At 61.5% G+C, this 24,762-nt stretch carries 25 protein-coding genes; 16 read left to right on the top strand and 9 right to left on the bottom strand.

What is annotated here, in order from left to right; translation table 11 throughout:
- Positions 1 to 63 precede the first annotated feature (63 nt).
- The 12 genes from pilM to trpS all read left to right on the top strand — a co-directional run bounded on the left by pilM (position 64) and on the right by trpS (position 10,091).
- Positions 64 to 897 carry a pilus assembly protein PilM gene (pilM, locus tag L085_RS03100; protein ID WP_044030006.1) on the top strand — a complete coding sequence of 278 codons (834 nt, stop codon included), beginning with the start codon at positions 64 to 66 and terminating at the stop codon, positions 895 to 897.
- A complete protein-coding gene (locus tag L085_RS03095) occupies positions 897 to 1,436 on the top strand; it encodes a PilN domain-containing protein (RefSeq protein WP_044030004.1) in 540 nt (179 codons plus the stop codon). The genes pilM and L085_RS03095 overlap by 1 nt, the downstream gene beginning before the upstream one ends.
- Positions 1,429 to 1,923, top strand: a complete 495-nt coding sequence (locus tag L085_RS03090; RefSeq protein ID WP_044030003.1) for a hypothetical protein — start codon at positions 1,429 to 1,431, stop codon at positions 1,921 to 1,923. The genes L085_RS03095 and L085_RS03090 overlap by 8 nt, the downstream gene beginning before the upstream one ends.
- On the top strand, positions 1,916 to 2,275 hold the full coding sequence (locus L085_RS03085) for a HofP DNA utilization family protein (RefSeq protein WP_033645613.1): 360 nt from the start codon (positions 1,916 to 1,918) through the stop codon (positions 2,273 to 2,275). Before L085_RS03090 ends, L085_RS03085 begins: the two co-directional genes overlap by 8 nt.
- Positions 2,272 to 3,516 carry a DNA uptake porin HofQ gene (gene hofQ, locus L085_RS03080; protein WP_081835498.1) on the top strand — a complete coding sequence of 415 codons (1,245 nt, stop codon included), beginning with the start codon at positions 2,272 to 2,274 and terminating at the stop codon, positions 3,514 to 3,516. The genes L085_RS03085 and hofQ overlap by 4 nt, the downstream gene beginning before the upstream one ends.
- 349 nt (positions 3,517 to 3,865) lie before the next feature.
- The gene (gene aroK, locus L085_RS03075) at positions 3,866 to 4,387 is read left to right on the top strand and encodes a shikimate kinase AroK (protein ID WP_004391482.1); all 522 of its coding nucleotides are present in this window, start codon (positions 3,866 to 3,868) and stop codon (positions 4,385 to 4,387) included.
- 106 nt (positions 4,388 to 4,493) lie between these two features.
- Positions 4,494 to 5,594 (top strand): 3-dehydroquinate synthase, encoded by a 1,101-nt coding sequence (aroB, locus tag L085_RS03070; protein WP_044030000.1) that lies wholly within the window; start codon positions 4,494 to 4,496, stop codon positions 5,592 to 5,594.
- 156 nt (positions 5,595 to 5,750) lie between these two features.
- Positions 5,751 to 6,764, top strand: coding sequence for an SPOR domain-containing protein (locus L085_RS03065; RefSeq protein ID WP_021504768.1), 1,014 nt, complete (start codon positions 5,751 to 5,753; stop codon positions 6,762 to 6,764).
- Between the two features lie 84 nt (positions 6,765 to 6,848).
- Entirely contained in the window at positions 6,849 to 7,661 is an 813-nt protein-coding gene (gene dam, locus L085_RS03060; RefSeq protein ID WP_004930319.1) for an adenine-specific DNA-methyltransferase, read from the top strand.
- Between the two features lie 51 nt (positions 7,662 to 7,712).
- Entirely contained in the window at positions 7,713 to 8,390 is a 678-nt protein-coding gene (rpe, locus tag L085_RS03055) for a ribulose-phosphate 3-epimerase (protein ID WP_004930320.1), read from the top strand.
- Positions 8,383 to 9,081: a phosphoglycolate phosphatase gene (locus tag L085_RS03050; RefSeq protein ID WP_044029998.1), complete on the top strand. Its 699-nt coding sequence runs from the start codon at positions 8,383 to 8,385 to the stop codon at positions 9,079 to 9,081. The genes rpe and L085_RS03050 overlap by 8 nt, the downstream gene beginning before the upstream one ends.
- Positions 9,082 to 9,083: 2 nt before the next feature.
- A complete protein-coding gene (trpS, locus tag L085_RS03045; protein ID WP_004930324.1) occupies positions 9,084 to 10,091 on the top strand; it encodes a tryptophan--tRNA ligase in 1,008 nt (335 codons plus the stop codon).
- A 51-nt stretch (positions 10,092 to 10,142) separates the two neighbouring features.
- On the opposite strand, the gene cysG is transcribed toward trpS, so the two are convergent.
- The 4 genes from cysG to nirB are packed head-to-tail and all read right to left on the bottom strand — an operon-like array spanning position 10,143 to position 15,286.
- Positions 10,143 to 11,546 (bottom strand): siroheme synthase CysG, encoded by a 1,404-nt coding sequence (gene cysG / locus L085_RS03040; RefSeq protein WP_021504770.1) that lies wholly within the window; start codon positions 11,544 to 11,546, stop codon positions 10,143 to 10,145.
- Between the two features lie 50 nt (positions 11,547 to 11,596).
- A complete protein-coding gene (gene nirC, locus L085_RS03035; RefSeq protein ID WP_044029996.1) occupies positions 11,597 to 12,397 on the bottom strand; it encodes a nitrite transporter NirC in 801 nt (266 codons plus the stop codon).
- Positions 12,398 to 12,413: 16 nt separating this feature from the next.
- Positions 12,414 to 12,740 carry a nitrite reductase small subunit NirD gene (gene nirD, locus L085_RS03030; RefSeq protein WP_044029995.1) on the bottom strand — a complete coding sequence of 109 codons (327 nt, stop codon included), beginning with the start codon at positions 12,738 to 12,740 and terminating at the stop codon, positions 12,414 to 12,416.
- Positions 12,737 to 15,286, bottom strand: coding sequence for a nitrite reductase large subunit NirB (nirB, locus tag L085_RS03025; RefSeq protein ID WP_044029993.1), 2,550 nt, complete (start codon positions 15,284 to 15,286; stop codon positions 12,737 to 12,739). The genes nirD and nirB overlap by 4 nt, the downstream gene beginning before the upstream one ends.
- 303 nt (positions 15,287 to 15,589) lie before the next feature.
- On the opposite strand from nirB, the gene L085_RS03015 reads away from it, so the two are divergent.
- Entirely contained in the window at positions 15,590 to 16,858 is a 1,269-nt protein-coding gene (locus tag L085_RS03015; protein ID WP_044029989.1) for a cytosine deaminase, read from the top strand.
- 54 nt (positions 16,859 to 16,912) lie between these two features.
- Here L085_RS03015 and tsgA read toward each other — a convergent pair whose 3' ends face one another.
- The 4 genes from tsgA to L085_RS02995 all read right to left on the bottom strand — a co-directional run bounded on the left by tsgA (position 16,913) and on the right by L085_RS02995 (position 20,984).
- The gene (gene tsgA, locus L085_RS03010) at positions 16,913 to 18,097 is read right to left on the bottom strand and encodes an MFS transporter TsgA (RefSeq protein ID WP_004930336.1); all 1,185 of its coding nucleotides are present in this window, start codon (positions 18,095 to 18,097) and stop codon (positions 16,913 to 16,915) included.
- Between the two features lie 191 nt (positions 18,098 to 18,288).
- Positions 18,289 to 19,269 (bottom strand): LacI family DNA-binding transcriptional regulator, encoded by a 981-nt coding sequence (locus L085_RS03005; protein ID WP_044029988.1) that lies wholly within the window; start codon positions 19,267 to 19,269, stop codon positions 18,289 to 18,291.
- Between the two features lie 72 nt (positions 19,270 to 19,341).
- The gene (locus L085_RS03000; RefSeq protein ID WP_044029986.1) at positions 19,342 to 20,649 is read right to left on the bottom strand and encodes a 6-phospho-beta-glucosidase; all 1,308 of its coding nucleotides are present in this window, start codon (positions 20,647 to 20,649) and stop codon (positions 19,342 to 19,344) included.
- Positions 20,646 to 20,984 (bottom strand): PTS lactose/cellobiose transporter subunit IIA, encoded by a 339-nt coding sequence (locus L085_RS02995; protein ID WP_004930342.1) that lies wholly within the window; start codon positions 20,982 to 20,984, stop codon positions 20,646 to 20,648. Before L085_RS02995 ends, L085_RS03000 begins: the two co-directional genes overlap by 4 nt.
- Positions 20,985 to 21,337: 353 nt before the next feature.
- Between L085_RS02995 and ppiA the strand changes: the two genes are divergently transcribed.
- The 3 genes from ppiA (at position 21,338) to btsR (ending at position 24,473) form a co-directional block, all read left to right on the top strand.
- A complete protein-coding gene (gene ppiA, locus L085_RS02985) occupies positions 21,338 to 21,907 on the top strand; it encodes a peptidylprolyl isomerase A (protein ID WP_015379288.1) in 570 nt (189 codons plus the stop codon).
- Positions 21,908 to 22,062: 155 nt separating this feature from the next.
- The gene (locus L085_RS02980) at positions 22,063 to 23,748 is read left to right on the top strand and encodes a sensor histidine kinase (protein ID WP_044029984.1); all 1,686 of its coding nucleotides are present in this window, start codon (positions 22,063 to 22,065) and stop codon (positions 23,746 to 23,748) included.
- Positions 23,748 to 24,473 (top strand): two-component system response regulator BtsR, encoded by a 726-nt coding sequence (gene btsR / locus L085_RS02975; RefSeq protein ID WP_004930351.1) that lies wholly within the window; start codon positions 23,748 to 23,750, stop codon positions 24,471 to 24,473. Before L085_RS02980 ends, btsR begins: the two co-directional genes overlap by 1 nt.
- Here btsR and L085_RS02970 read toward each other — a convergent pair whose 3' ends face one another.
- On the bottom strand, positions 24,474 to 24,752 hold the full coding sequence (locus L085_RS02970; protein WP_044029983.1) for a type II toxin-antitoxin system RelE/ParE family toxin: 279 nt from the start codon (positions 24,750 to 24,752) through the stop codon (positions 24,474 to 24,476). It lies immediately after the preceding gene.
- Positions 24,753 to 24,762: the final 10 nt, after the last annotated feature.

Here is a 24,762-nt window from a genome sequence, read left to right as displayed (position 1 = left end):
AAAGGCAAGCCTGCGACATGGATATGTTCTTTTATCATCTGATGTTATGGAGGCTTGCGAAACATGTTCCCTCAAGCATGGCAGGTGGGGCTGGATATACAAATCGACTGCGTGCGGGCGGTGGCGGCCCAACGGCGCCGCAACGGCTGGCAGTTGCGCCACTGGTGGCAGCAGGCGCTGCCGCAGGCGGTTTTACGCGATGGCTGTCTGGAACCTTCCGAATTTCTTATCCGGGCGCTGCGGCAATGGCGCGTCCAACTGCCGCGACATATTTCCTTACGCATTGCCCTGCCGGCGCAGCGCGTGTTGCAGCAACGCATGGCGCAGCCGGACGCGCGGCTGCGCGAGCCGGAACGCAGCGACTATATCGGCGGCCACGGTGTGAAGCAGTTTCCGCTCGACGGCCAGACGCTGGCGCTCGACTATCGCACCGCGCCGGCGGATGAGGCGGCGCTGTTGCTGACCGCCGCGCGGCGGCAGGAGCTGCAGCAGTGGCTGCATTGTCTGCGTCAGGCTGGCCTGCATCCGCAAGCGGTCGATATCACACCCTGCGCGCTGCGGATGATGGCGACGGCGGCAGGCGTGCCGCCCGCTGCGGGGCTGATGCACCGTCTCGAACGAGAATGGCTGTGGGTGGCGCCGGCCGACGGCGCGTTCGCCTTTGGTCTGGCGCCGGGCGACGATGACGCGCAGGCGCTGCGGGTGCTGCAAGCCCAGATGCCGGCGGGCGACGATCGGCCGGTCTATGCCGGCAGCGTGCTGGCAGGTGCCTTGCCCGCCGGTTGCCTTGCCTGGTCGCCGCTCAGCGCCTTCACGCAGCTGCGTCCGCCGTTGCCTGCGCATCCTTCGGCGTTCGCGTTGGCCGGTGGCCTGGCGCTGCGCGAGGAGGAGCGCTGATGTATCAGGTCAACTTTCTGCCCTGGCGACAACGCCGCGAGCGGCGACGCGGCTATTTCTGGTTGGGCGTGCTGCTGTTGCAGCTAACGGCACTGCTGCTGGCGCTGTTCCTGGTCGCCGGCCAGTTGCGTCACCAACAGGCGCAGCGGCAGGCGCGGCTGGCGATGCTGGGTGAAGAGCTGGCGGCACTGACGTTGCTCGCCCGTCAGCAACAGCAAGAGCGGGCACAGCGGGCGCTGCAGCGCGCCCGCGCCGAACGGCAGGCGAGCAACGCCCAACATAACCGGCGTTATTTTCAGCTGCTGCAGCAATTGTCCTCCAGCATTCCTCCACCGCTGTGGCTCACGGCGATGGAGAGTGATGAGGTGAACGGCCTGCGGCTGCGTGGATTGAGCCGCTCTCCTGCGGCCATCACGCAGTTCGAACGGCGGCTGGCGGGGATGCCTGCGTTGCCGCGGTTGCGTTTGGCTGAGGTGGCGCAACGCGACGACGGCCTGTACACCTTTCATCTGGCGGCGCAGTGGGGGCGTGATGGATAACCGTTTGTCCTCCGGGCTGCGCCTCTGGCTGAGCTTGCCGGGCTGGCTATTACTGCTGTCGCAAGGGTTGGGTATCGGCACGTTGGCGCTGTTGGGCGGCGGCTGGATGCTGCAAGACGAATGGCGTCAGCGGGAAAGCGCGGCGGAGCGGCAACAGCGTCTGTTGCAACAGATCGCCATGGTGCAACGCCAACTGGACGAGGTGCCGGAAACCGCTATCCCGGCGGCGGCGCTACCTCCGTCCACCACCGGCGATCTGGCGAGCGTGCTGCAACGGGCGGGAGGCGCGTTGTTGCGCTGGCAGCGGCAGGAAAAACCGCCGCGGCAAACGCTGAGCTTGCGCATTGACTACGCCGGTTTGCTGGCGCTGCTGGAGACGCTGCCCACCGATTTACGCCTTGAGCAGCTGAGCGTGGAGACGCCGTCCCTTGGCATGACGGCGCGGTTGGTTTTGCAGGATGCCACCGAGGATCAACCCAATGAGTAAAAGGCCCGGCCGTTGGTGGTGGTTGCTATGGCCATGGGCATTGTGCGCTGAGCCGCGCGACCCGTTTGCGCCGCTGCCGATGCCTGCTTGTGCCCAAACGGAGGCGTCGCCGGCGGGCTGGCGACTGAAAGGCGTCATCGGGCAACCGACGCTGCGCTATGGCTGGGTGGTGACGCCGGCGGGGCAATGGTTGCGCCTGCGGCCGCAGCAACGGGTGCTGGCCGAGCGCTGGCAGGTGACGCAGGTGCAGGCGCGTAGCCTGACGTTAACGGCGCTGACGGCCGAACCAGATTGCCCGGCGAGCCAGGGCGACGTCTCGCTCATGATGGACAACAAGGATGGCAAACCATGAAAGGATGTGCTGGATTGGGCTTGGCGCTGTGGTGCCTGGCGCTCGGCACCGCGCAGGCGCAGGATAAACAGCGGGTTTCCCTGGAATTTCAGGATGCGCCGGTCACGGTCATCCTGCAGGCGTTGGCGGATTATCGGCAGATGAACCTGATCGCCGCGCCCGGCGTGAGCGGCAACCTGACGCTGCGGCTGGAGAATGTGCCCTGGCCGCAGGCGCTGGCGTTGACCCTGCGCATGGGCAAACTGGCGATGACGCGGGAAGGCAACGTGATACTGATCTCGCCGGAGCCGGACGCACAGGAAAAAAGGCAGCAGCGAGAGGCGTTGGCGCAGCGGCAACCGCTGCACAGCCTGACCTTGACGTTACAGAACGGCGATGCGGCGGAAATTGCCGAAAGCCTCAACGCCCAACGTGGCGCGTTGCTGAGCGAGCGTGGCAGCGTGTTGGCGGATAAACGCACCAATACGCTGCTGCTGCGCGACACCGCGCCAATCCTGACGCAGTTGAAAAAGCGGGTAACGGAAATGGACGCGCCGCTGGCGCAGGTGCAACTGGCGGCGCATATCGTGACCATCAACCGCGAAAGCCTGCGTGAGCTTGGCGTGCGTTGGGGGTTGGCGCCCGACGACAGGCCGGCGCGGCCGTTGCGGCCGGGCAATGTCGGTGTCAACCTGCCGCTGGAGCGCAGCGCGGTGAACGCCGGTTTCCATCTGGCGCGCATCAGCGGGCGTTTGCTGAGCCTGGAGCTGACGGCGCTGGAGCAGGAGAATCAGGTGGAGATCATCGCCAGTCCACGCCTGCTGACGGCGCACCTGCAAACCGCCAGTATCAAGCAGGGAACCGAGATCCCTTACGAAGTGTCAAGCGGCGCCAGCGGTGCGACTGCCATCGAGTTCAAAGAGGCGGTGCTGGGCATGGAGGTGACACCGAAAGTGTTGCCGGACGGGCGCATCACGCTGACGCTGCACATCAGCCAAAATATGCCGGGGCGCGCTATCAGCCGCGGGACGGGTGAGGCACTGACCATCGATAAACAGGAGATTAAGACGCAGATCACGGTGAAAAACGGTGAAACCCTGGTGCTCGGCGGTATTTTTCAACGGCATAGCGGCAAGACGGCGGACAAGGTGCCGGGGTTGGGGGATGTGCCGTTATTGGGAGGCTTGTTCCGACAAAGCGGCGCACAACAGAAAAAACGCGAGCTGGTGATCTTCATTACGCCGACTCTGATTAAGGGATAAGCGGCGGCCTGTCGCCCGGGCGGCAAATCTCCTAAAGTTGATGAGCAGATACACTTTTTTATCTCCTTGGGGGGATCTGCGTTTGACGCTGCGGCCGATTTAGCTTACAAGGGTTACCGAATTGAGCACCGAGGTTTTTTGTTAGCGTCAAGACGCCGTTAAAAACATATGGTTTCCCTCCCGCGGCGTGGATTGCGATTTATTCGGTTGCCAAACTACCAAGAGTGTTGAGATAATTTTTCGTCTGATCTCGCACTATCGCTCATGAGGTTTCAGTTTAGGTCCCGCCGCTGATTTGATTGGCGGGGCGGGTTAACATTAACGAATTGTCTTAGTAATACCGAAAAACATGGCAGAGAAACGCAATATCTTTCTGGTTGGGCCTATGGGTGCCGGCAAAAGCACTATTGGCCGTCAGTTAGCTCAGCAACTCAATATGGAGTTCTTCGACTCCGATCAAGAAATTGAGCGACGTACCGGAGCTGACGTGGGCTGGGTATTCGACGTGGAAGGGGAAGAAGGTTTCCGCGATCGTGAAGAAAAAGTCATTAATGAACTGACGGAAAAACAAGGGATTGTGTTGGCGACCGGCGGCGGTTCGGTGAAGTCGCGCGAAACGCGCAACCGTCTGTCCGCGCGCGGTGTGGTGGTCTATCTGGAAACCACGATCGAGAAGCAGCTTGCTCGTACCCAGCGTGATAAAAAACGCCCGCTGCTGCAGGTCGATTCTCCGCCGCGTGAAGTGCTGGAAGCCTTGGCGAAAGAGCGCAATCCGTTGTATGAAGAGATTGCCGATGTCACCATCCGCACCGACGATCAGAGCGCTAAAGTGGTTGCCAACCAGATCATCAACATGCTGGAAAGCAACTGATTGCCGCTTTCCGCGTTCGCCGTCGGCCAATGCGGAAAACTGATTTGTGTTCCCCGCCGCAGCGGGGATCAACCACCGCCGCACCATACAGAGAACTGAGCGCGACATGGAGAGAATTACTGTAACGCTTGGGGAGCGCAGCTACCCGATTACCATCGCCGCCGGATTGTTTAACGATCCGGCTTCTTTTATGCCGTTGAAGGCGGGTGAGCAAGCGATGTTGGTCACCAACCAGACCCTGGCGCCGCTTTATCTTGAGCGTGTCCGGCAGGTGTTGGAGCAGGGCGGCGTCGTGGTGGATCAGGTGATCCTTCCCGATGGTGAGCAGTACAAATCTCTGGCGGTGTTGGAGCAGGTGTTTTCGGCGCTGCTGGAAAAACCGCACGGGCGTGATACCACGCTGATCGCCCTCGGCGGCGGCGTTGTCGGCGATCTGACCGGCTTTGCCGCCGCGTGCTACCAACGCGGCGTGCGCTTTATTCAGGTTCCCACCACGCTGTTGTCGCAGGTGGACTCTTCCGTGGGCGGCAAGACCGCCGTCAACCACCCGCTCGGCAAAAACATGATTGGCGCTTTCTATCAACCCGCTTCGGTGGTGGTTGATCTGGATTGCCTGAAAACCTTGCCGGCGCGTGAACTCTCTTCCGGCCTGGCAGAAGTCATCAAATACGGGATCATCCTCGATCGCGAGTTCTTCGTCTGGTTGGAAAACAACATCGATGCGCTGATGGCGCTGGATATGCAGGCGTTAGCCTACTGTATCCGCCGCTGCTGTGAGCTCAAGGCCGAGGTGGTGGCCGCCGACGAACGCGAAAGCGGCCTGCGCGCCTTGCTGAATCTGGGCCATACTTACGGCCACGCCATCGAAGCCGAAATGGGCTACGGCGTATGGCTGCACGGCGAAGCGGTGGCTGCGGGCATGGTGATGGCGGCGGAAACCGCGCACCGTCTCGGCCAGTTCTCCGTTGAAGATATCGAACGCATCAAAACGCTGCTGCTGCGCGCCGGCTTGCCGGTCTGCGGGCCGCAGGAAATGACGCCGGAATCCTATCTGCCGCACATGCTGCGCGACAAGAAAGTGCTGGCGGGTGAACTGCGCCTGGTGCTGCCGACCGCGATCGGTGCGGCGGAAGTGCGCGGAGGCGTAGGGCATGAGCTGGTGTTGGCGTCGATCGCCGCCTGCCTGCCTGAGCAGACGCGTAATTAAATCGGACTAAGTAACAGTGGCTTAGCCGCCATTTGCATCTATATTAATACAGTGAGCAGAGCACGACGGGTGTCGCTTTGCCATCATCGGGTTAATCTGCCCGTGCCACGGTAGGTCTACGGTGGTGGGCTTTTGCCTCTAGTTGGAGGGTTTCAGATGGACGAGTTTAAACCGGAAGACGATCTCAGACCTGATAGCAGCGATCGTCGCCCTACGCGCTCGCGCAAGCCGGCCGCCGCGCCGCGCTTCGCCGTTTCACGCCAACATTTGATGATTGGCATCGGCATTTTGGTGCTGCTGCTGCTGATTATCGGCATCGGTTCCGCCCTGAAGGCGCCGACCAAACATGAAGCGGCTCAGGAGAACGGCGCGCAAAACGGCGGAGCCCGCGATATCAACCTGTCCGGTTCTTCGTCACTGACTACCGCCAACAACGGCGTGCCGGGCGGTACCACGGATACCCACGATAACAACGGCGTGAGCGCGACTCAGCCGCAGCAACCGCAGAACGTCAGCGTTCCGCCGATCTCCGGCACGCCGACCGAAGCGCAAACGCAGCCTCAGCAGGGCGGTGCGCAGCAGCGCGTCGATTTGCCGGGCAACATGGCGGATGCGTTGTCGCAGCAACAGGGGCAGGTGGATGCGGCGACCCAAGGCATGACCGGCGCAGCGTCGACGTTGCCGACCGCACCGGCGACGGTGATGAGCGGTGCCGCAGCGCGCGAAGCGACGCGTCCTGTGCAGGGAACCGCGCCGCAACAGCATAAAACGCCGGCGAAAACTGCCGCCGCCAAACCGACCGCAACGCAGCATAAATCACCGACCACGGTGTATACGCCGCCGGCCAAGCCGTCTTCCACCGCGAAAGCGGGAGCGGTCGCCAGCAGCGGCAGCTCTGTGCAGTCTGCGCCGGGCAGCCACTATACCTTGCAGCTGAGCAGCGCTTCGCGTTCCGATACGCTGAACGCCTACGCCAAACAGCAGAAGCTGCAGAATTACCTGGTGTACGCCACCAAGCGTGACGGCAAGCCGTGGTACGTGCTGGTGAGCGGCAACTATGCTTCTTCCGCAGAAGCGAAGCGCGCCATTGCTTCGTTGCCGGCGGATGTGCAGGCGAAAAAACCGTGGGTCCGACCTGTACACCAAGTGCAGCAAGATCTTAAAAAATAAATCATTTAAATTTGTGCGCTGATGTGCTGTCTGAAACAGAGTACAATCCGCCGCTCTGAATTGTATAAGTAGCTAATTGACGGCATGAAGAAAAACCGCGCTTTTTTAAAATGGGCTGGTGGAAAATACCCGCTGGTAGATGAGATTCGTCGCCATCTGCCGGCGGGAGACTGCTTAATCGAGCCCTTCGTGGGTGCGGGATCCGTCTTTCTGAATACGGATTACGACGCCTACATTCTCGCCGACATCAATAGCGATCTTATCAACCTGTATAACATCGTTAAGCTGCGCACGGATGACTTCGTGCGCGATGCCCGCACGCTTTTCGCCGATGAATTCAATAACTCGGATCAGTTTTACCTGCTGCGAGAAGAGTTCAATACTAGCACCGAGCCTTACCGCCGGGCGCTGCTGTTCCTGTACCTGAACCGTCACTGCTATAACGGCCTGTGCCGCTATAACCTGCGCGGCGAGTTTAACGTGCCGTTCGGCCGGTACAAGAAACCGTACTTCCCGGAAGAAGAGCTCTACTGGTTTGCCGAAAAATCGCGCAATGCCACTTTTGTCTGCGAGCATTACCGCGATACCATGGCGAAGGCCGTGGCCGGTGCCGTGGTGTATTGCGATCCGCCTTACGCGCCGCTGTCGGCGACGGCGAATTTCACCGCTTACCACACCAACAGCTTCAGCATCGCCGATCAGCAGAGTTTGGCGCATCTGGCGCACCAGCTCTCGGTAGAGAGCCAGGTACCGGTATTGATCTCCAATCACGATACCGAGCTGACGCGCGACTGGTACCAGCATGCTGCGCTGTATGTGGTGAAAGCGCGCCGCACGATCAGCCGCAATATTCTCGGCCGCAGCAAAGTGAACGAGCTTTTGGCGCTGTATCGCTAAGCCGGGGGCACCCCGGCGCATAACAACTCGACCCTACGTTTGGAGAAGCGGATGAAAAAGTTTTTGATTGCCCCGTCCATTCTGTCGGCAGATTTTGCCCGGTTAGGTGAAGATACCGCTAACGTGCTGGCCGCAGGCGGCGACGTGGTGCACTTCGACGTCATGGACAACCACTATGTGCCCAATCTGACCATCGGTCCGATGGTGTGCGAAGCGCTGCGCAACTACGGCATTACCGCGCCGATTGACGTGCATCTGATGGTCAAGCCGGTAGATCGCATCGTGCCAGATTTCGCCAAGGCCGGCGCGTCTTATATCTCTTTCCACCCCGAAGCTTCCGAACATGTCGATCGCACCATTCAGCTGATCAAAGAGCACGGTTGTAAGGCCGGCCTGGTGTTCAACCCGGCGACGCCGCTAAGCTACCTCGATTACGTGATGGATAAAATTGACGTGATCCTGCTGATGTCGGTCAACCCGGGCTTCGGCGGCCAGTCGTTTATCCACGGCACTCTGGACAAGCTGCGCCAGGTGCGCAAACTGATCGACGACAGCGGCCGCGATATCCGCCTGGAAGTCGACGGCGGGGTGAAAGTGGATAACATCGCCGAAATCGCCGCCGCAGGCGCCGATATGTTCGTCGCCGGTTCCGCCATCTTTGGCCAGCCGGACTACCGCAAGGTGATTGACGAAATGCGCAGCGAGCTGGCGAAGGTTACCCATGGCTGATTTTGGCGCGATCCGCGCATTGGCCTTCGATCTGGACGGCACGCTGGTCGACAGCGCGCCGGGTCTGGCGGCCGCCATCGATATGGCGCTGGAAGAGACGGGCCTGCCGCAAGCGGGTGAGGAGCGGGTTGGCACCTGGATCGGCAACGGTGCCGACGTGCTGGTGCAGCGCGCGCTGCGTTGGGCGGAGACGGAAGGCACGCCGGAGCAGTGCAGCCGGCTGCGTGAACGCTTCGACCATTTCTACGCGCAGACCGTCGACAGCGGCAGCCGTCTGTTCCCACAGGTGCAAGAGACGCTGGCCCGCCTGGCCGCGCACGGTTACCCGATGGCGCTGGTGACCAACAAGCCGACGCCGTTCGTGGCGCCGCTGCTGGCATCGTTGGGCATTGGCGACTATTTCTCGCTGGTGATCGGTGGCGACGACGTGACGGAAAAGAAACCGCACCCGGCGCCGTTGTACCTGGTGCTCGGCAAGCTTGGCCTGCGCGCGCATGAACTGCTGTTCGTCGGCGACTCACGCAACGATATTCAAGCCGCGCAGGGCGCCGGTTGCCCGAGCGTCGGCTTTACCTACGGTTATAACTACGGCGAATCGATCGCCCTGAGCCACCCCGATCGGGTGTTGGAGCGCTTCGCCGATTTGTTGCCCGCTCTTGGGCTGTCATCTTTAGAGAATCAGGAAATTTAAACATGAGTAAGCCCATCGTATTTAGCGGCGCGCAGCCGTCCGGCGAACTGACCATCGGCAACTACATGGGTGCGCTGCGTCAGTGGGTGCAGATGCAGGACGACTACGACTGCATCTACTGCATCGTCGATCTGCATGCCATCACCGTGCGCCAGGACGCCGAGAAGCTGCGCAAGGCCACGCTGGATACGCTGGCGCTGTATCTGGCCTGCGGCATCGATCCGGAAAAAAGCACCATCTTCGTGCAGTCGCACGTGCCTGAGCACACGCAGCTGAGCTGGGTGCTGAACTGTTACACCTATTTCGGCGAACTGAGCCGCATGACGCAGTTCAAGGACAAATCCGCACGCTACGCGGAGAACATCAACGCCGGGCTGTTCAGCTATCCGGTGCTGATGGCGGCGGACATCCTGCTGTATCAAACCAATCAGGTGCCGGTGGGCGAAGATCAGAAACAGCACCTGGAGCTGAGCCGCGACGTGGGCCAGCGTTTCAACGCGCTGTACGGCGACGTGTTCAAAGTGCCGGAGCCGTTTATTCCTAAATCCGGCGCGCGTGTGATGTCGCTGCAGGAGCCGACCAAGAAGATGTCCAAGTCGGACGACAACCGCAACAACGTGATCGGCCTGCTGGAAGATCCGAAAGCGGTGACCAAGAAGATCAAACGCGCAATGACCGACTCGGAAGAGCCGCCTGTCGTGCGTTACGACGTGGTCAACAAGGCGGGCGTCTCCAACCTGCTGGATATCCTCGCCGGCGTGACCGGCAAGAGCATTGCGCAGTTGGAAGCCGAGTTTGAAGGCCAGATGTACGGCCACCTGAAAGGCGCGGTGGCGGAAGCCGTCTCCGGCATGCTGGCTGAGCTGCAGGAGCGCTACCACCGCTTCCGCAACGACGAAGCCTATCTGCAGCAGGTGATGCGCGACGGCGCCGCCAAGGCCCGTGCACGCGCGCAGGAAACCCTGGCGAAGGTCTACCAGGCCGTCGGTTTCGTACCGCCGCAGGCGTAACGCCGGCGCAAATAAAAAAAGCGGCCTAAGGCCGCTTTTTTTACGTCGGTATTACGCCATTTGCGCCAGGCTGGCGGGCGATTCCTCGCTGGCGAACCAATTGAGCTTGCTGCGCAGGCTGACCACGCTGCCGACGATGATCAGGCTGGGGCTGGCGGCCTGCAGGGACAAGGCGCCCAGTTGGTGGAGCTCGCCTTCGATCACCCGCTGGCGGCAAGAGGTGCCGTTTTCCACCAGCGCCACCGGCGTGGCGGCCGGCAGTCCGTTCGCGATCAGCCGGCGCTGGATTTCCGCCGCTTGCGACAGCCCCATATAGAACACCAGCGTCTGTTGCCCGGCGGCCAGCGTCGCCCAGTCCAATCCACCGTCGGCCTTGGCGTGGCCGGTCACCAGGCGGACGCTCTGCGCATGGTCGCGGTGGGTGAGCGGGATGCCGCTGTAGGCGGAACAGCCGGAGGCGGCGGTAATGCCCGGCACCACCGAGAACGGCACGTTGGCGTCCGCCAGCGTCTCCAGCTCTTCGCCGCCGCGGCCGAAGATAAAGGGATCGCCGCCCTTCAGCCGTACCACGCGTTTGCCTTGCAGCGCCTGCTGCAGCAGAATTTGGTTGATCTGTTCCTGCGGCACGCAGTGGTGCCCGGCGCGTTTGCCGACGAAGATGCGCTCGGCGTCGCGGCGCGCCAGCGCCATGATCTCTTCGGAGACCAGCCGGTCGTAAACCACCACGTCGGCCTGCTGGATCTGTTGCAGCCCTTTCAGCGTCAGCAAACCGGCATCGCCCGGCCCGGCGCCCACCAGCACCACTTCACCGCGATCTGCCGGCTGTTCGCTGAACAGCTGTTCGAGCTGGCGTTCGGCCAGCGCGGCGTCGCCGTTGGCCAGCGATTGCGCCAGCCGATCGTGAGCGAACAACCGTTCCCAGAAGCGACGGCGTGCGCCGAGGCCGCTGAAGCGTTGTTTTACCCGCTGCCGCAGCGAGCCGCCCAGCTGGGCCAGCTTGCCGAGGTGCTGCGGCAGCATCGCTTCCAGCTTCTCGCGCAGCAGCCGCGCCAACACCGGCGCTTTGCCGCCGGAGGACACCGCCACCATGATCGGCGAACGGTCGATAATCGACGGCATGATAAAGCTGGCGCGTTTCGGGTCGTCGACCACGTTGCAGAATACCCGCTGCTGGTTGGCGCATTGGTACACCCGCGCGTTGACCTCCAGCCGGTCAGTGGCGGCGATCACCAGCCATTTTTCCGCCAACAGGCTCGGGCTGAATTCGCCCTCGGCCAGCGTCACCAGGCCTTCTTCCGCCCATTGGCGGAACTGCGGGGTGAAGTCCAGGGCGTTGACGGTCAGCGCCGCGCCGGCGTCCAGCAGCAGGCGCGCTTTGCGTTCGGCGATTTCGCCGCCGCCGACCAGCAGGCAGGCTTTGTGTTGCAGTTGGCAGAAAATCGGCAGGTAATCCATCGGCACTCCTCGGGGTCATCAGGGTGGGGGCGAAAGGCGCCCCCGAAAACTCAGGCGGTCTGACGTGCGGCGGCTTTCGCCGCCTGCGGGCGTTCGGCGCGCGGCGTGGCGTACCAATACCCCAGGCCCATCAGCACCGAGCCGGACAGGATGTTGCCCAGCGTCACCCACAGCAGGTTGTGGCGGATGCCGGCGAGGGTGTAGGCCTCGCTGTGGTTGCCGAACCAGGAGAGGGCGAACAGCGTCATGTTGGCGACGGAGTGTTCGTAACCCGAGGCGATAAAGGCCAGCAGGCACCACCAAATGGCGATGAACCTGGCGGCGCCTTCAACGCGGATCGCCATCCAAATAGCCAGACAAACCAGCCAGTTGCATAGCACGCCCTTGAAGAACAGCACTTCGGCCGGCGCGGTGGTTTTCGCCAGCGCGGCGCTGTGCACCAGGCTGGTATCCACCGGCAGCAGGCTGCCGCCGCCGTAGTAATACATCAGCGCCACCAGCACCGAGCCGAGCAGGTTGCCGAGCCAGGTTTGCGGCAGCACCGCCCACATCTGGCTCTGGCGGATGGTGCCGGCTTTGACGCCGAGCGTCAGGAACATCGTATGGCCGGTGAACAGCTCGGAACCGGCGATGATCACCAGCGTCAGCGCGATGCCGAAGGTGGCGCCCATCACCAGCGGCCGTATGCTTGGGTCGACCAGGTTGCCGAGGGTGAAGATCAGGATGATGCCGAGGCCGACGTAGGCGCCCGCCATCGCCGAACTGATCCAAAAGCCGAGCGGGCTCTCCTTCGCCAGGCGGACGATGCGCGCCGCGTTGGCGGCGCATTTGTTGATCGTATCGGTAAACATGTTGCCTCCCGAAAGGTTATGCCGCGACTTGCACGATGCCGTCGACCACCCGGCTGGTGAAGCTGGCGACGGAACGACTGTCATCTTCCAGACAGTGACCGTCGTACAGGCGGAAACGCTGTTTCTTCAGCGGGCTGGCGACCCACAATTCGCCCTGATGCTCGGCGATGAGGCCGCGCGACAGCACGCTGGCCTGGGCGAACGGGTCGATATTGCTGATGGCGAACACCTGTTCGTCGGCATAGGGGCGGAACACCGCCACCTGCCGATCGCCGATCAGGGCGCACACGCCGGTGCCGGGCAGAATGTCGGTGACGGGACAAACGGTAATCCACTGGCTCATGCGTGACTCTCCTCGGTATCGATCAGGGTGACGGGAATGCGCTCGTCCGGGCGCGCCGGGCGGTGCTGGTCGCGTTCGGCCACCACCTGCACGTTCGGATCGCGCAGCGGGCTGTTGATGAAGTGGGCGAAGCGCAGCTGCGTTTCCGGGTGCTCGACGGTCTCTTTCCATTCGCAGACCACCGCGTCGCGCAGGCGGGCGATCTCGGCTTCCAACTGCGCGTTGATGCCGAGCTTGTCGTCGACGATCACCTTGCGCAGGTAATCGATGCCGCCTTCCAGGCTCTCCAGCCACACCGAGGTGCGCTGCAGCTTATCGGCGGTGCGGATATAGAACATCATGAAGCGGTCTAGGTAACGCACCAGGGTCTCGCGATCGAGATCGGCGGCCAGCAGATCGGCGTGGCGCGGTTTCATGCCGCCGTTGCCGCAGACATACAGGTTCCAGCCGTTCTCGGTGGCGATGATGCCGACGTCCTTACCCTGTGCTTCAGCGCATTCACGGGTGCAGCCCGAGACGCCGAACTTCATTTTGTGCGGGGTGCGGATGCCTTTGTAACGGTGCTCCAGCGTGACGCCGAAGCCGACGCTGTCGCCGACGCCATAGCGGCACCAGGTGCTGCCGACGCAGGTTTTCGCCATGCGCAGCGCCTTGGCGTATGCGTGGCCGGTTTCAAAGCCGGCGGCGAGCAGCTTGCTCCAGATGGCCGGCAGGTCGTCTTTCTGCGCGCCGAACATGCCGATGCGCTGCGAACCGGTCATTTTGGTGTAGAGGTTGTACTCCTTGGCGATTTGGCCGATGGCCAGCAGGCCGTCCGGGGTGATTTCGCCGCCGGCGGAGCGCGGGATCACCGAGTAGGTGCCGTCTTTCTGGATATTGCCGAGGAAGTTGTCGTTGGTATCCTGCAGCGGCGTATGCTGCGGCTTGAGGATGTACTCGTTCCAGCAAGAAGCCAGCAACGAGCCGACGGTTGGCTTACAGACTTCGCAACCGTAGCCTTTGCCGTATTTGGTCAGCAGCGCCTCGAACGACTTGATGCCTTCGACGCGGATCAGGTGGAACAGCTCCTGGCGCGAATAGGCGAAGTGTTCGCACAGGTGATGGTTGACCTCGATGCCTTGCTTGCTCAGCTCGGCGTTCAGTACCTGGGTGAGCAGCGGGATGCAGCCGCCGCAGCCGGTGCCGGCCTTGGTTTCGGCCTTCAGCGCCGCCACGGTGTGGCAGCCTTTGTTGACCGCCTGGATGATGTCGCCTTTGCTGACGTCGAAGCAGGAGCAGATCTGCGCGCTTTCCGGCAGCGAATCCACGCCGATGGCCGGTTTGCTGCCTGCATGGGCCGGCAGGATCAGGCCGTCCGGGTTTTCCGGCAGCGCGATGCCGTTCAGCGCCAGCTGCAGCAGGTTGCCATAATCGCTGGTGTCGCCCACCAGCACCGCGCCGAGCAGGGTTTTGTTGTCGGCGCTGACGATGAGGCGTTTGTAGACTTCTTTGCTTTCATCCAGATAGACGTAGCTGCGGGCGCCCTCGGTGCGGCCGTGGGCATCGCCGATGCCGCCGACGTCTACGCCCAGCAGCTTCAGCTTGGCGCTCATGTCGGCGCCCAGGAAGCCGTTTTCGCGGCCCAGCAGGTGATCGGCGGCCACCTGCGCCATTTTGTAACCCGGCGCCACCAGGCCGAAGGTGCGATCGCGCCAGGCGGCGCACTCCCCGATGGCGTACACGTTCGGATCAGACGTCTGGCAGCTGTCGTTGATGGCGATGCCGCCGCGGCGGCCAATCTCCAGCCCGCATTGGCGCGCCAGCTTGTCCTGGGCGCGGATGCCGGTGGAGAACACGATGAAATCCACTTCCAGCAGGCTGCCGTCGGCGAAATGCAGGGTTTTGCGCGCCGTGCCGCCGCCGTTGACGATCTCCTGGGTGTTTTTGCCGGTGTGTACCTTGACGCCCATGCGCTCGATCTTGCGGCGCAGCTGGTCACCGCCCATCGGGTCGAGCTGTTCGGCCATCAGCACCGGAGCGAACTCGATCACGTGCGTTTCCACCCCCAGGCTTTTCAGCGCGCCGGCGGCTTCCAGCCCCAGCAGCCCGCCGCCGACTACCGCGCCGCGCTTGCTGCGGCGCGCGCAGGCTTCGATGGCGTTCAGGTCTTCGATGGTGCGGTAAACGAAGCAGTCCTGGCTATCCGAGCCTTTAATCGGCGGGATCCACGGGTAAGAGCCGGTGGCCATGATCAGCTTGTCGTAATAAACGGTGCGGCCGGTGTTGGAGTGGATGACCTTCTCGTCGCGATTGATGGTGATAGCGCGCTCGCCGATCAGCACCTTCACGCCGTGTTTTTCGTAAAAGCCTTCGCGCACCAGCGACAGCTCTTCGGCGGTGTGGTGCGAGAAGTAGGAGGAAAGGTGCACGCGATCGTAAGCGATGCGCGGCTCTTCGCAAAATACGGTGATGTCGAATTGGTCTTTGTCTGCTTTATCCAACAGATCTTCGATGAACCGGTGGCCGACCATGCCATTGCCGACGACGGCAAGTTTGACTCTGCTCATTATTGCCTCAAAATTCGGGTTTCCTAGGCTTACCTTATCTCTCCCGAGGGGCAATTTATTGATGCAAATCAATCACACTCTTATATACCTCTAACGTGGTATATAGATGATTTTTCACGTTTTTTGATAAGTTGCGGATTTTCTTCACCTTTAGCTGAAGCGAGTCAGTTTGCATGCAAATTACCCCGCAGGGAGTAAACGCAGGGGGTAGGCATGAAACGGTGACTTTGTCAGCGCGATCCGCTGCCAGTATGATGAAGAAAACCAGCGCAACGGCAGAGGTGAAGGGTGGCGAAACGTCCATTGAAGTTTATCGATAACCTGCGTTTAAGCGGGCATGAAGGGTTGTGGCAACTGGCGATCGAGCAAGGGCGCATCGCGCATCTGGTGCCGCAACCGGAAGGGCTGGAGTGGCGCAGCGACGTGTTGGATGCGCAGGGCGGACTGGCGCTGCCGGCGTTCGTCGAACCGCATATTCACCTGGATACCACGCAAACCGCCGGTCAGCCGGCCTGGAACCAGTCCGGCACGCTGTTCGAGGGCATTGAGCGCTGGGCCGAACGCAAGGCGCTGTTGACCCATGAAGACGTCAAACAGCGCGCCTGGCAAACGCTCAAGTGGCAGATCGCCAACGGCGTGCAGTATGTGCGCACCCACGTCGACGTTTCCGATCCCACGCTGACCGCTCTGCGCGCTATGCTGGAGGTGAAACGGGAGGTGGCATCCTGGGTAACGCTGCAGATCGTCGCCTTCCCGCAGGAGGGGATCCTCTCTTATCCCAACGGCGAAGCGCTGCTTGAAGAGGCGCTGCGGCTGGGGGCCGACGTGGTGGGCGCCATTCCGCACTTCGAATTCACCCGCGAATACGGCGTGGAGTCGCTGCATAAGGCGTTCGCACTGGCGCAAAAATACGATCGGCTGGTGGACGTGCACTGCGACGAGATAGACGACGAGCAATCGCGCTTCGTCGAAACCGTGGCGGCGCTGGCGCTGAAGCTGGATATGGGGGCGAAAGTCACCGCCAGCCACACCACGGCGATGCACTCTTACAACGGCGCTTACGCCTCGCGGCTGTTCCGCCTGCTGAAAATGTCCGGCATCAACTTTGTCGCCAATCCGCTGGTGAACATTCACCTGCAGGGGCGTTTCGACAGCTATCCGAAACGGCGCGGCGTGACGCGGGTGAAGGAGATGCTGGAGGCGGAGATCAACGTCTGCTTTGGCCACGACGACGTGTTCGATCCCTGGTATCCGCTCGGCACCGCCAACATGCTGCAGGTGCTGCATATGGGGCTGCACGTGTGCCAGCTGATGGGCTATGGCCAAATCGACGACGGGCTGAAGCTGATCACCAGCCACAGTGCGCGCACCCTTAACCTCAGCGACTATGGCCTGGCGGCCGGCAACAGCGCCAACCTGGTGATCCTGCCGGCGGAAAGCGGTTTCGACGCGGTGCGCCGCCAGACGCCGGTGCGTTATTCGATTCGCCAGGGGGCGGTGATCGCCGAAACGCGGCCGGCGGAAACCACGCTGCATTTGCAGCGGGATGAGACGGTAGATTTTCGGCGCTAAGGCGCAAAAAAAGGGCGCCTTGCGGGCGCCCTTGATGTATTTGATGCGAAGAAATCAGTGCGTCACGTGACCGTGGCTGCGGTGCTTGGTCACGAAGCCCAGCAGCAGACACATCACGAATACCGCCAGGTACAGGCCGTTGGCGGTGGTCAGCGCCGCGTGCGCGCCGCCTTTCGCCACGATCGGGCCGGTGACCACGAAGGTCAGCATGGTGCCGATGGTGCCGCAGGTCAGGATAAAGTTGACCAGCTTCGGCGAGGAGACCTTGGTCTGCAGCGAGCCGAGGGTGATCAGCGTGGTGTAGATGGCGCTGGAAACGAAGCCCAGAGCCATGATGTAGTAGCCCAGGTGTTCCGGATTGTCGGTGCTGACGAACAGGTACATCGCGCCGGTAGCCAGCGCGGCCAGTACGGTAACGATGCGCTGCAGATCGAAGAAGCGCAGGATGAAGCTGAACACCCACATGCCGACCATGTAAGAGGTCCAGAAGTCGCTCACCAGCTTACCGGCCTGGCCGATGTCCATGTTGAACGACTTGGTGGCGTACTCAGGCACCCACTGAATGAAGCCCAGCTGGCCGAGGATGTAGCACAGCGCGGCGATCGACAGGAACAGCACGCCGATGCCCCATTTTTCTTTCTCGACCGGTTGACCGGCATCGGCGCCTTTCTTGCCCAGCACCGGGAATTCGGAGCACAGGGTCAGCACGAAGATCGCCACGTACAGCAGACCGATGCAGGCGTAAACCCAGTACCAGCCGATATGGCGAGCCAGCAGCATCGCGGCGACGATCGGGAAAATCATCCCGGCCATGCTGAAGAAGGAATCGGTGAACAACAGGCGCGAACCGCGCTGGCGGCCGGCATACATGTGGGTGATCAGGAAGGTGCCGATCGACATGGTGATACCGCTAACCACGCCAAGGATAAACATGCACAGCGAGAACATGGTCAGGCTCTTGCCGAGCATCAGCCCTGCGACCGCCAGCACCATCAGGACAAAGCCGAAGATCAGCTGACGCTTCAGCGGGATGATTTCCATCAGCCAGGCATTGAGGAAGATCGAAATCAAAATACCGGCGTTGAGGAAAGTAAAGGTGTTACTCATGCTGGAAACCGGCAGATTAAAGTACTCTGCAATGTTTCCCATCACCATCCCTGTGACGATCACTAAAGCACCGGTCAGCGCGTACGAAAAGAAGCTGATCCAGGTAAGCCGTATGCGGTTACTGTCATTCATTGTATAGGCCTGAATATGTCTGTTAGAGGTTTTAACGCTGGCATAAGGCCGCTGGCTTTTCCTGGCAAACGCAGAAAAAAGTCCCGATCAGGCCACCAGGGGGCGGATCCTAGCACAGACAACGGGATTTTTTGTGATGGTTGTCGATTTTTTGATGCAACCTATGAAGGGAGGGTACGCATTATTGTGATCTATTTGCGTACCGTCACAATGGAATCACGGTTGACGATCGTCGGCTCAAATGGGTGCGCCGGGGTGGTGGGGTCGATCAGCCTGCGCGCCGCGTATTGGGCCATCTCGCTGATGGGAAAATGTACGCTGCTCAACGCCGGGCGGACGAAGGGCGCGCGTTCGCCGCTGTCGTAACAGATCAAGGAGATATCCTGCGGCACCCGCAGGCGGTGCTCGTTGATCGCCAGCAGCGCGCCGATCGCCATCTCTTCGTTGCAGCAGTAGATGGCGCTGGGCCGTGCGGCTTGCCGCAGCAGGCGATCGGCGCAGCGGTAACCGCTTTCCAGATCGTAAACGCCCTCCAGACAGGCCACCGGCTCGAAATTCGCCGCCTGCATCGCCTCTTCAAACCCTTGCAACCGCAGGCGGCTCGACGGGCGCTCGCGCGGCCCGCTGATGCAGGCGATGCGCCGGTGCCCGGCATCGAGCAGTTGCTGGGTCGCCATGCGGCTGGCGAGCGGATGATCGAAGGTGACGCAGCGATCTTCCAGCCCCGGCACCAGCCGATCGAGCAACACGAAATGACGTTGCTCCGCCGCCAGCTGGCGCAGCCGATCGTCGCTGAGAAAACGCACGTGCAGGATCACGCCGTCGCAGCGCAGGCTGAACAGCCGCTGCACCGCCTGCCATTCGTTTTCGGCGCTGTTGCGGCCCTGGGTCACCAGCAGCTGCTTGCCGTGGGATTCGGCCTCGGTTTGCACGAAGTCCATCAGCGCGCCGAAGAAGCCGCCGCGATACGACGTGGTCACCAGCCCGAGGGTATTGCTGTGGCTGGAGGCGAGCGCGCGGGCCGCCGGGTTGGGGGTGTAACCGAGCTGGGCGACAGCGCGTTCAACCTTCTCGCGGGTCGGCGCTTTGACGTTGCTGTCGCCGTTCACTACCCGCGATACGGTGGCGCGCGATACGCCCGCTAGCGCCGCGACATCTTCCAGTGTCACCATCGTCCAACTCCTGATTACGGCTAAAAAAATGGGTTCGGCGCGCCGAACCCCTGTCATACCGCGCGCAGGCGCTTACCTGAACTGCGGCAAATACGGCGCGTTTATCGTCAACACCTCGTCCAGCAACGGCTGCGCCAGATTGGCGTTGCCCACCAGCGGGTTGGCGGTCAGCGCCAGCAAGCCGCTGCGGCGATCGCCGTGCACCGCGGCCTCGATGGTCAGGCGTTCGTAGGCTTTCACCTGCTGCGTCAGCGCCTGCATCGGTTCCGACAGCGGGCCGAAAGTCAGCGGATGCGCGCCCTGAGCATCGACGATACAGTTGATTTCTATCACAGCATCGTCCGGCAGGCCATGGATTGCGCCGCGGTTTGCGGTGTTGACCACTAATTGCGTGCCGAGATTATTATGGATAGCACGGATCAGCTCCAGCGCAACTTCGGAATAGAAAGAACCGCCGCGGAAGCTGAGCTGCTCCGGCTTACTGTTCAACTGCGGATCGGCATACAGCTCGAACAGCTCTTTCTCCACCTGCATCACCTGCTCGGCGCGGGTGCCGCGCTCGCCGGCGGCGGCCATCTCTTCCGCCAGCATCTCACGGGTCTGGTAAAAATAGCGGTGGTACGGGCAGGGGATCGCGCCGAGCGCGCGCAGGAAGTCCGGCTGCCAGGGCTCTTCCTTGATGTTGTTCATGGTAAGCGCCGCGCCGTCGCACAGCATGTCGATCACCTTGGCGGTGACGTCGCGCCCCTGCTGCGTGACCTGATGCACCCAGACCATGTGGTTCAGGCCGGCGAACCGCAGCTGCACGTCGGCGTAAGGCGCCTGCAGCATGTTGGCGATCATGTGATGCATGCTGATCGGCACGTTGCACAGGCCGATGATCTTCGCTTTGGTAAAGCGAGACACCGCCTCGGTGACGATACCGGCCGGGTTGGTGAAGTTGATGATCCAGGCGTCCGGCGCCAGCTTTTCCACCCGACGGGCGATATCCAACATCACCGGAATGGTACGCAGCGCCTTGGCGAAGCCGCCGACGCCGGTGGTCTCCTGGCCGAGCAGCTGGTATTTGAGGCCCAGCCGTTCGTCGGCGGCGCGCGCCGGCAGTTGCCCGACGCGGAACTGGGTCAGCACGAAAGCGGCGCCGCGAATCGCTTCGTCCAGCGTGAAGTGCACGCTGACCTTCACCTGTTCCAGCCCATGGCGCGCCAGCATGCGGCGCGTCAGGGAGGCGATGGTTTCCACTTTTTGGCGGCCTGGCTCGACGTCCACCAGCGCCAGTTCGGTGACCGGCAGCTCCTCGATGCGCTGGATCAGCCCATCGACCAGCTCGGGAGTGTAGCTGCTGCCGCCGCCGATCACGGCGATTTTGAGCGTGCTCATGGGCGGCCCTCCGTCAGCGACTGACGGCGATAGAGCTCGATCATGTCGTCGGCCAGATCCTGGATCACCATGGCGTTCATCAGATGATCCTGCGCATGCACGGTGATCAGATTGATCGCCAGCTTGCCGCAGCCTTCGTCCAGGCCGATCAGCTCGGTCTGGATCAGGTGCGCTTTCTTCACCCACTCTTTGGATTCGGCCATGTGTTTGGCCGCGGCGGCGAAGTCGCCGGCGCGCGCTTGTCGCAACGCCATCAACGCATTGCTGCGCGCGCTGCCGGAGAACACCAGCAGTTCCATGATGGTGCTTTCAAACTCGGGGCTGACTTCAGTCATCAATTCACTCACGTCATTTCTCCAGGGGTTGCGCGGCGATGCCGCCGTGGGATGCTTCAATATCCGTTCTTTTTATAATGAGAGCGCTCTCATTTATATAGAGTAACGACAATGCGTGTGCAAACTGGGAGGCAGATCGCAAAAACCGCCCCAGGGCGGCACGGGGCAAAAAATGCGTGATGCGGTTGGCAAAAAAGCCTTCTGCGCCCATACTTTCCGCAGCAAAATTCAGGGCCGCCTAGGATATGTCCCGTAATTGGGTAAATATAGGTAAATGGCTGGCACTTGCCGATACAGCTCTTTAGAATCAAAGCGCTTTTCCGTTGTTTGTCTCTCAGAGAAAGGACCCGTTAATGTTCAAACGTACTTTAGTGACCTTCGTCGCGCTGTGTTCCCTGTCCGCAGTGGCACCAGCCGCACTCGCCGCCGGTGAGACCCATGTCATGCTGACGACCTCGGCGGGGAATATCGAATTGGCGCTCGACAGCCAGAAGGCACCGGTTTCCACCCAGAACTTCGTCGATTACGTGAACAGCGGGTACTACAACAACACCATTTTCCACCGCGTGATCCCGGGCTTCATGATCCAGGGCGGCGGTTTCACCGCTGACATGCAGCAAAAATCCACCAAGGCGCCGATCAAGAACGAAGCCGACAACGGCCTGCGCAACCTGCGCGGCACCATCTCGATGGCGCGCACCGCCGACAAGGACAGCGCCACCAGCCAGTTCTTCCTGAACGTGGCGGATAACGCCTTCCTGGATCACGGCCAGCGCGACTTCGGCTACGCCGTGTTTGGCAAAGTGGTGAAAGGCATGGACGTCGTGGACAAGATCGCTCAGGTGCCGACCGGCAACGTCGGCCCTTACCAGAATGTGCCGACCAAGCCGGTGGTGATTCTGTCGGCCAAGGTGCTGCCGTAAATTTTTTGGCCGATCCCGCCGGGGTCGGCCGTCCTTCCTCCCGAAGCCTTGCCTTCATCACTGTTTTCTCCCGCGCCCCATGCTCTAATCGGCAGACAATAACCAGACCGGAAATCCGGCGTTCGCCCTTTGTTGTCTCTGGATGAGTTGCTGCCATGTATGAATTTAACCAGGTGCTGTTGCTGTTGCAGCAGATGTGCGTCTATCTCGTTATCGCCTATCTGCTGAGCAAAACCCCGCTGTTCATTCCGCTGATGCAGGTGACCATTCGCTTGCCGCACAAGCTGCTGTGCTACGTGATCTTCTCGGTGTTCTGCATCATGGGCACCTATTTCGGGCTGCATATTCAGGATTCGATCGCCAACACCCGAGCGATAGGCGCGGTTCTGGGCGGGCTGCTGGGCGGGCCGTCGGTAGGCTTTCTGGTCGGGCTGACCGGCGGCCTGCACCGGTATACGCTCGGCGGCATGACCGACGTGGCTTGCGCGATCTCCACGGTGTCCGAAGGGCTGGTCGGCGGCATCGTACACAGCATCGCCATGCGCCGGGGGCGCATCGAGCTGCTGTTCAATCCGCTGTTCGTCGGCGGCGTGGCGCTGGTGGCGGAAGTGCTGCAGATGGCGATCATTCTGGCGGTGGCGCGCCCTTATAACGAGGCGTTGCAGCTGGTGGAACACATCGCGCTGCCGATGATGATCGCCAATACCGTCGGCGCGGCGATGTTTATGCAAATCCTGCTGGACAGGCGCGCCATGTTCGAGAAATACACCAGCGCTTTCTCTTCCAAGGCGCTGAAAATCGCCGAGCGCACCGAGGGCATCCTGCGGCAGGGCTTCGATCAGGAAAACAGCATGAAGGTCGCCCGGGTGATTTATCAGGAACTGGGTATCGGCGCGGTAGCGATCACCGATCGCGACAAGCTGCTGGCGTTTATCGGCATCGGCGACGATCACCACCTGCCGGGCACGCCGATCGCCTCGGTGCATTCGCATCGCGCCATCGACAACAACGAGGTGGTCTATGCCGACGGCAATCAGCTCTCTTACTGCTGCTCGATCAATCCGGCCTGCAAACTGGGATCGACGCTGGTGATCCCGCTGCGCGGCGAAAACCAGCGGGTCATCGGTACCATCAAGTTGTATGAACCGAAAAGCCAGCTGTTCAGCACCATCAACCGGACGCTGGGCGAAGGCATCGCCAGCCTGCTGTCGGCGCAGATCATGGCCGGGCAGTACGAGCGCCACAAACAGCTGCTGGCGCAGTCGGAGATCAAGCTGTTGCATGCGCAGGTCAATCCGCATTTCCTGTTCAATGCCTTGAATACCCTGGTGGCGGTGATCCGTCGCGACGGCGAGCGCGCCTGCGAGCTGGTGCAGTCCCTCTCGACCTTCTTTCGCAAAAACCTCAAACGCTCGGATGACGAAGTCAGCCTGGCGGACGAAATTGAACATGTGAACGCCTACCTGCAGATAGAGAAAGCGCGCTTCGCCGATCGGCTGGAGATTGCGGTATCGCTGCCCGAGGCGCTGCTGGCGGCGCGGCTGCCGGCGTTTTCGCTGCAGCCGATCGTCGAGAATGCCATCAAGCACGGCACCTCGCATCTGTTGGGCGTGGGCCGCATCGAAATCGGCGCCTGCTGCGAAGGCGAGCATCTGCTGCTGCAGGTGACGGACAACGCCGGGCTGTTCCAGCCGAAACCGAACTGCAGCGGGCTGGGTATGAATCTGGTGGATAAACGCATTCGCGTGCGCTACGGCGAAGGCTATGGCGTGCAGGTGGATTGCCGGCCGGACGCCTACACCCGCATTACGCTTAATGTCCCTATGGAGAGGGCAGCCTGATGTTAAACGCACTGATTGTTGACGATGAACCTTCCGCGCGCGACAACCTGCGCCACCTGCTGGAAGCTGAAGCGGGGATCTCGATTATCGGCGAGTGCGCCAACGCCATCGAAGCCATCAGCCAGATCCATCGGCTGCAGCCGGACGTGGTGTTTCTCGATATCCAGATGCCACGCATCAGCGGGCTGGAAATGGTCGGCATGCTGGATCCCAACCGTATGCCGCACATCGTGTTTCTGACCGCCTACGACGAATACGCGGTGCAGGCATTTGAGGAGCACGCCTTCGACTATCTGCTGAAGCCGGCGGAGCCGACGCGGCTGAGCAAGACGCTGCAACGCCTGCGGCAGCGCAGTGCGCCGCAAGACGTGACGGCGCTGGATGAGAGCGCCGGCTACCTGAAATACATTCCCTGCACCGGCCACAGCCGCATTTATCTGCTGCGGTTCGATGAAGTGCTGGCGATCCGTTCCAAGCTGAGCGGGGTATTCGTGGTGCGCAGCGACGGCATGGAGTGTTTCACCGAATTGACGCTGCGCACGCTGGAAAGCCGTACGCCGCTGGTGCGCTGCCATCGGCAGTATCTGGTCAACCTGGAGCAGGTGCGCGAGATCCGCTTCGAAGAGGGCGGTGCGGCAGAGATGATCATGTCGGCCGGCGATCCGGTGCCGGTCAGCCGGCGCTATTTGAAGGCGCTGAAGGAGCAACTGGGGCTGCGGGGGTGACTATGCCGGCGGCCACCGGCGGCGAGTATGCACGATGGCCAATATGATGACGCGTTGAGCCGCCAATTCATAGACCAACAGATAGGACGGGGAGATGACCAGCTCGCGCGTGCCGGCTATCCGACCCGTTTTCCCGCTGGTGGGATGATGCACGAGGCGTGCCGCCGCGTCAGCGATTTTTGCATCATTTTCTGCGGCGGCGGCCGGATTTTTAAGTTCCAACCATTCATAAATCGCCAGACGATCGGCGAGGGCGGGTACCGTCCATGTCAGTTTCACAAAAGTCCTT

It is taken from the genome of Serratia sp. FS14, from assembly GCF_000695995.1.
Taxonomy (GTDB): domain Bacteria; phylum Pseudomonadota; class Gammaproteobacteria; order Enterobacterales; family Enterobacteriaceae; genus Serratia; species Serratia nematodiphila.
This window is presented reverse-complemented; position numbering and strand designations above follow the sequence as displayed.

What these genes read in the sequence shown, in the direction of transcription:
- L085_RS03095 (WP_044030004.1), top strand. Translation starts at nt 897, where the DNA reads ATGTATCAGGTCAACTTTCTGCCCTGGCGACAACGCCGCGAGCGGCGA.
- L085_RS03050 (WP_044029998.1), top strand. Translation starts at nt 8,383, where the DNA reads ATGGCTGATTTTGGCGCGATCCGCGCATTGGCCTTCGATCTGGACGGC.
- tsgA (WP_004930336.1), bottom strand. Translation starts at nt 18,097, where the DNA reads ATGAATGACAGTAACCGCATACGGCTTACCTGGATCAGCTTCTTTTCG.
- L085_RS03090 (WP_044030003.1), top strand. Translation starts at nt 1,429, where the DNA reads ATGGATAACCGTTTGTCCTCCGGGCTGCGCCTCTGGCTGAGCTTGCCG.
- nirC (WP_044029996.1), bottom strand. Translation starts at nt 12,397, where the DNA reads ATGTTTACCGATACGATCAACAAATGCGCCGCCAACGCGGCGCGCATC.
- L085_RS03065 (WP_021504768.1), top strand. Translation starts at nt 5,751, where the DNA reads ATGGACGAGTTTAAACCGGAAGACGATCTCAGACCTGATAGCAGCGAT.
- nirD (WP_044029995.1), bottom strand. Translation starts at nt 12,740, where the DNA reads ATGAGCCAGTGGATTACCGTTTGTCCCGTCACCGACATTCTGCCCGGC.
- L085_RS03085 (WP_033645613.1), top strand. Translation starts at nt 1,916, where the DNA reads ATGAGTAAAAGGCCCGGCCGTTGGTGGTGGTTGCTATGGCCATGGGCA.
- pilM (WP_044030006.1), top strand. Translation starts at nt 64, where the DNA reads ATGTTCCCTCAAGCATGGCAGGTGGGGCTGGATATACAAATCGACTGC.
- rpe (WP_004930320.1), top strand. Translation starts at nt 7,713, where the DNA reads ATGAAAAAGTTTTTGATTGCCCCGTCCATTCTGTCGGCAGATTTTGCC.
- trpS (WP_004930324.1), top strand. Translation starts at nt 9,084, where the DNA reads ATGAGTAAGCCCATCGTATTTAGCGGCGCGCAGCCGTCCGGCGAACTG.
- L085_RS03000 (WP_044029986.1), bottom strand. Translation starts at nt 20,649, where the DNA reads ATGAGCACGCTCAAAATCGCCGTGATCGGCGGCGGCAGCAGCTACACT.
- btsR (WP_004930351.1), top strand. Translation starts at nt 23,748, where the DNA reads ATGTTAAACGCACTGATTGTTGACGATGAACCTTCCGCGCGCGACAAC.
- cysG (WP_021504770.1), bottom strand. Translation starts at nt 11,546, where the DNA reads ATGGATTACCTGCCGATTTTCTGCCAACTGCAACACAAAGCCTGCCTG.
- hofQ (WP_081835498.1), top strand. Translation starts at nt 2,272, where the DNA reads ATGAAAGGATGTGCTGGATTGGGCTTGGCGCTGTGGTGCCTGGCGCTC.
- aroK (WP_004391482.1), top strand. Translation starts at nt 3,866, where the DNA reads ATGGCAGAGAAACGCAATATCTTTCTGGTTGGGCCTATGGGTGCCGGC.
- L085_RS02980 (WP_044029984.1), top strand. Translation starts at nt 22,063, where the DNA reads ATGTATGAATTTAACCAGGTGCTGTTGCTGTTGCAGCAGATGTGCGTC.
- dam (WP_004930319.1), top strand. Translation starts at nt 6,849, where the DNA reads ATGAAGAAAAACCGCGCTTTTTTAAAATGGGCTGGTGGAAAATACCCG.
- L085_RS02995 (WP_004930342.1), bottom strand. Translation starts at nt 20,984, where the DNA reads ATGACTGAAGTCAGCCCCGAGTTTGAAAGCACCATCATGGAACTGCTG.
- nirB (WP_044029993.1), bottom strand. Translation starts at nt 15,286, where the DNA reads ATGAGCAGAGTCAAACTTGCCGTCGTCGGCAATGGCATGGTCGGCCAC.
- L085_RS03005 (WP_044029988.1), bottom strand. Translation starts at nt 19,269, where the DNA reads ATGGTGACACTGGAAGATGTCGCGGCGCTAGCGGGCGTATCGCGCGCC.
- ppiA (WP_015379288.1), top strand. Translation starts at nt 21,338, where the DNA reads ATGTTCAAACGTACTTTAGTGACCTTCGTCGCGCTGTGTTCCCTGTCC.
- aroB (WP_044030000.1), top strand. Translation starts at nt 4,494, where the DNA reads ATGGAGAGAATTACTGTAACGCTTGGGGAGCGCAGCTACCCGATTACC.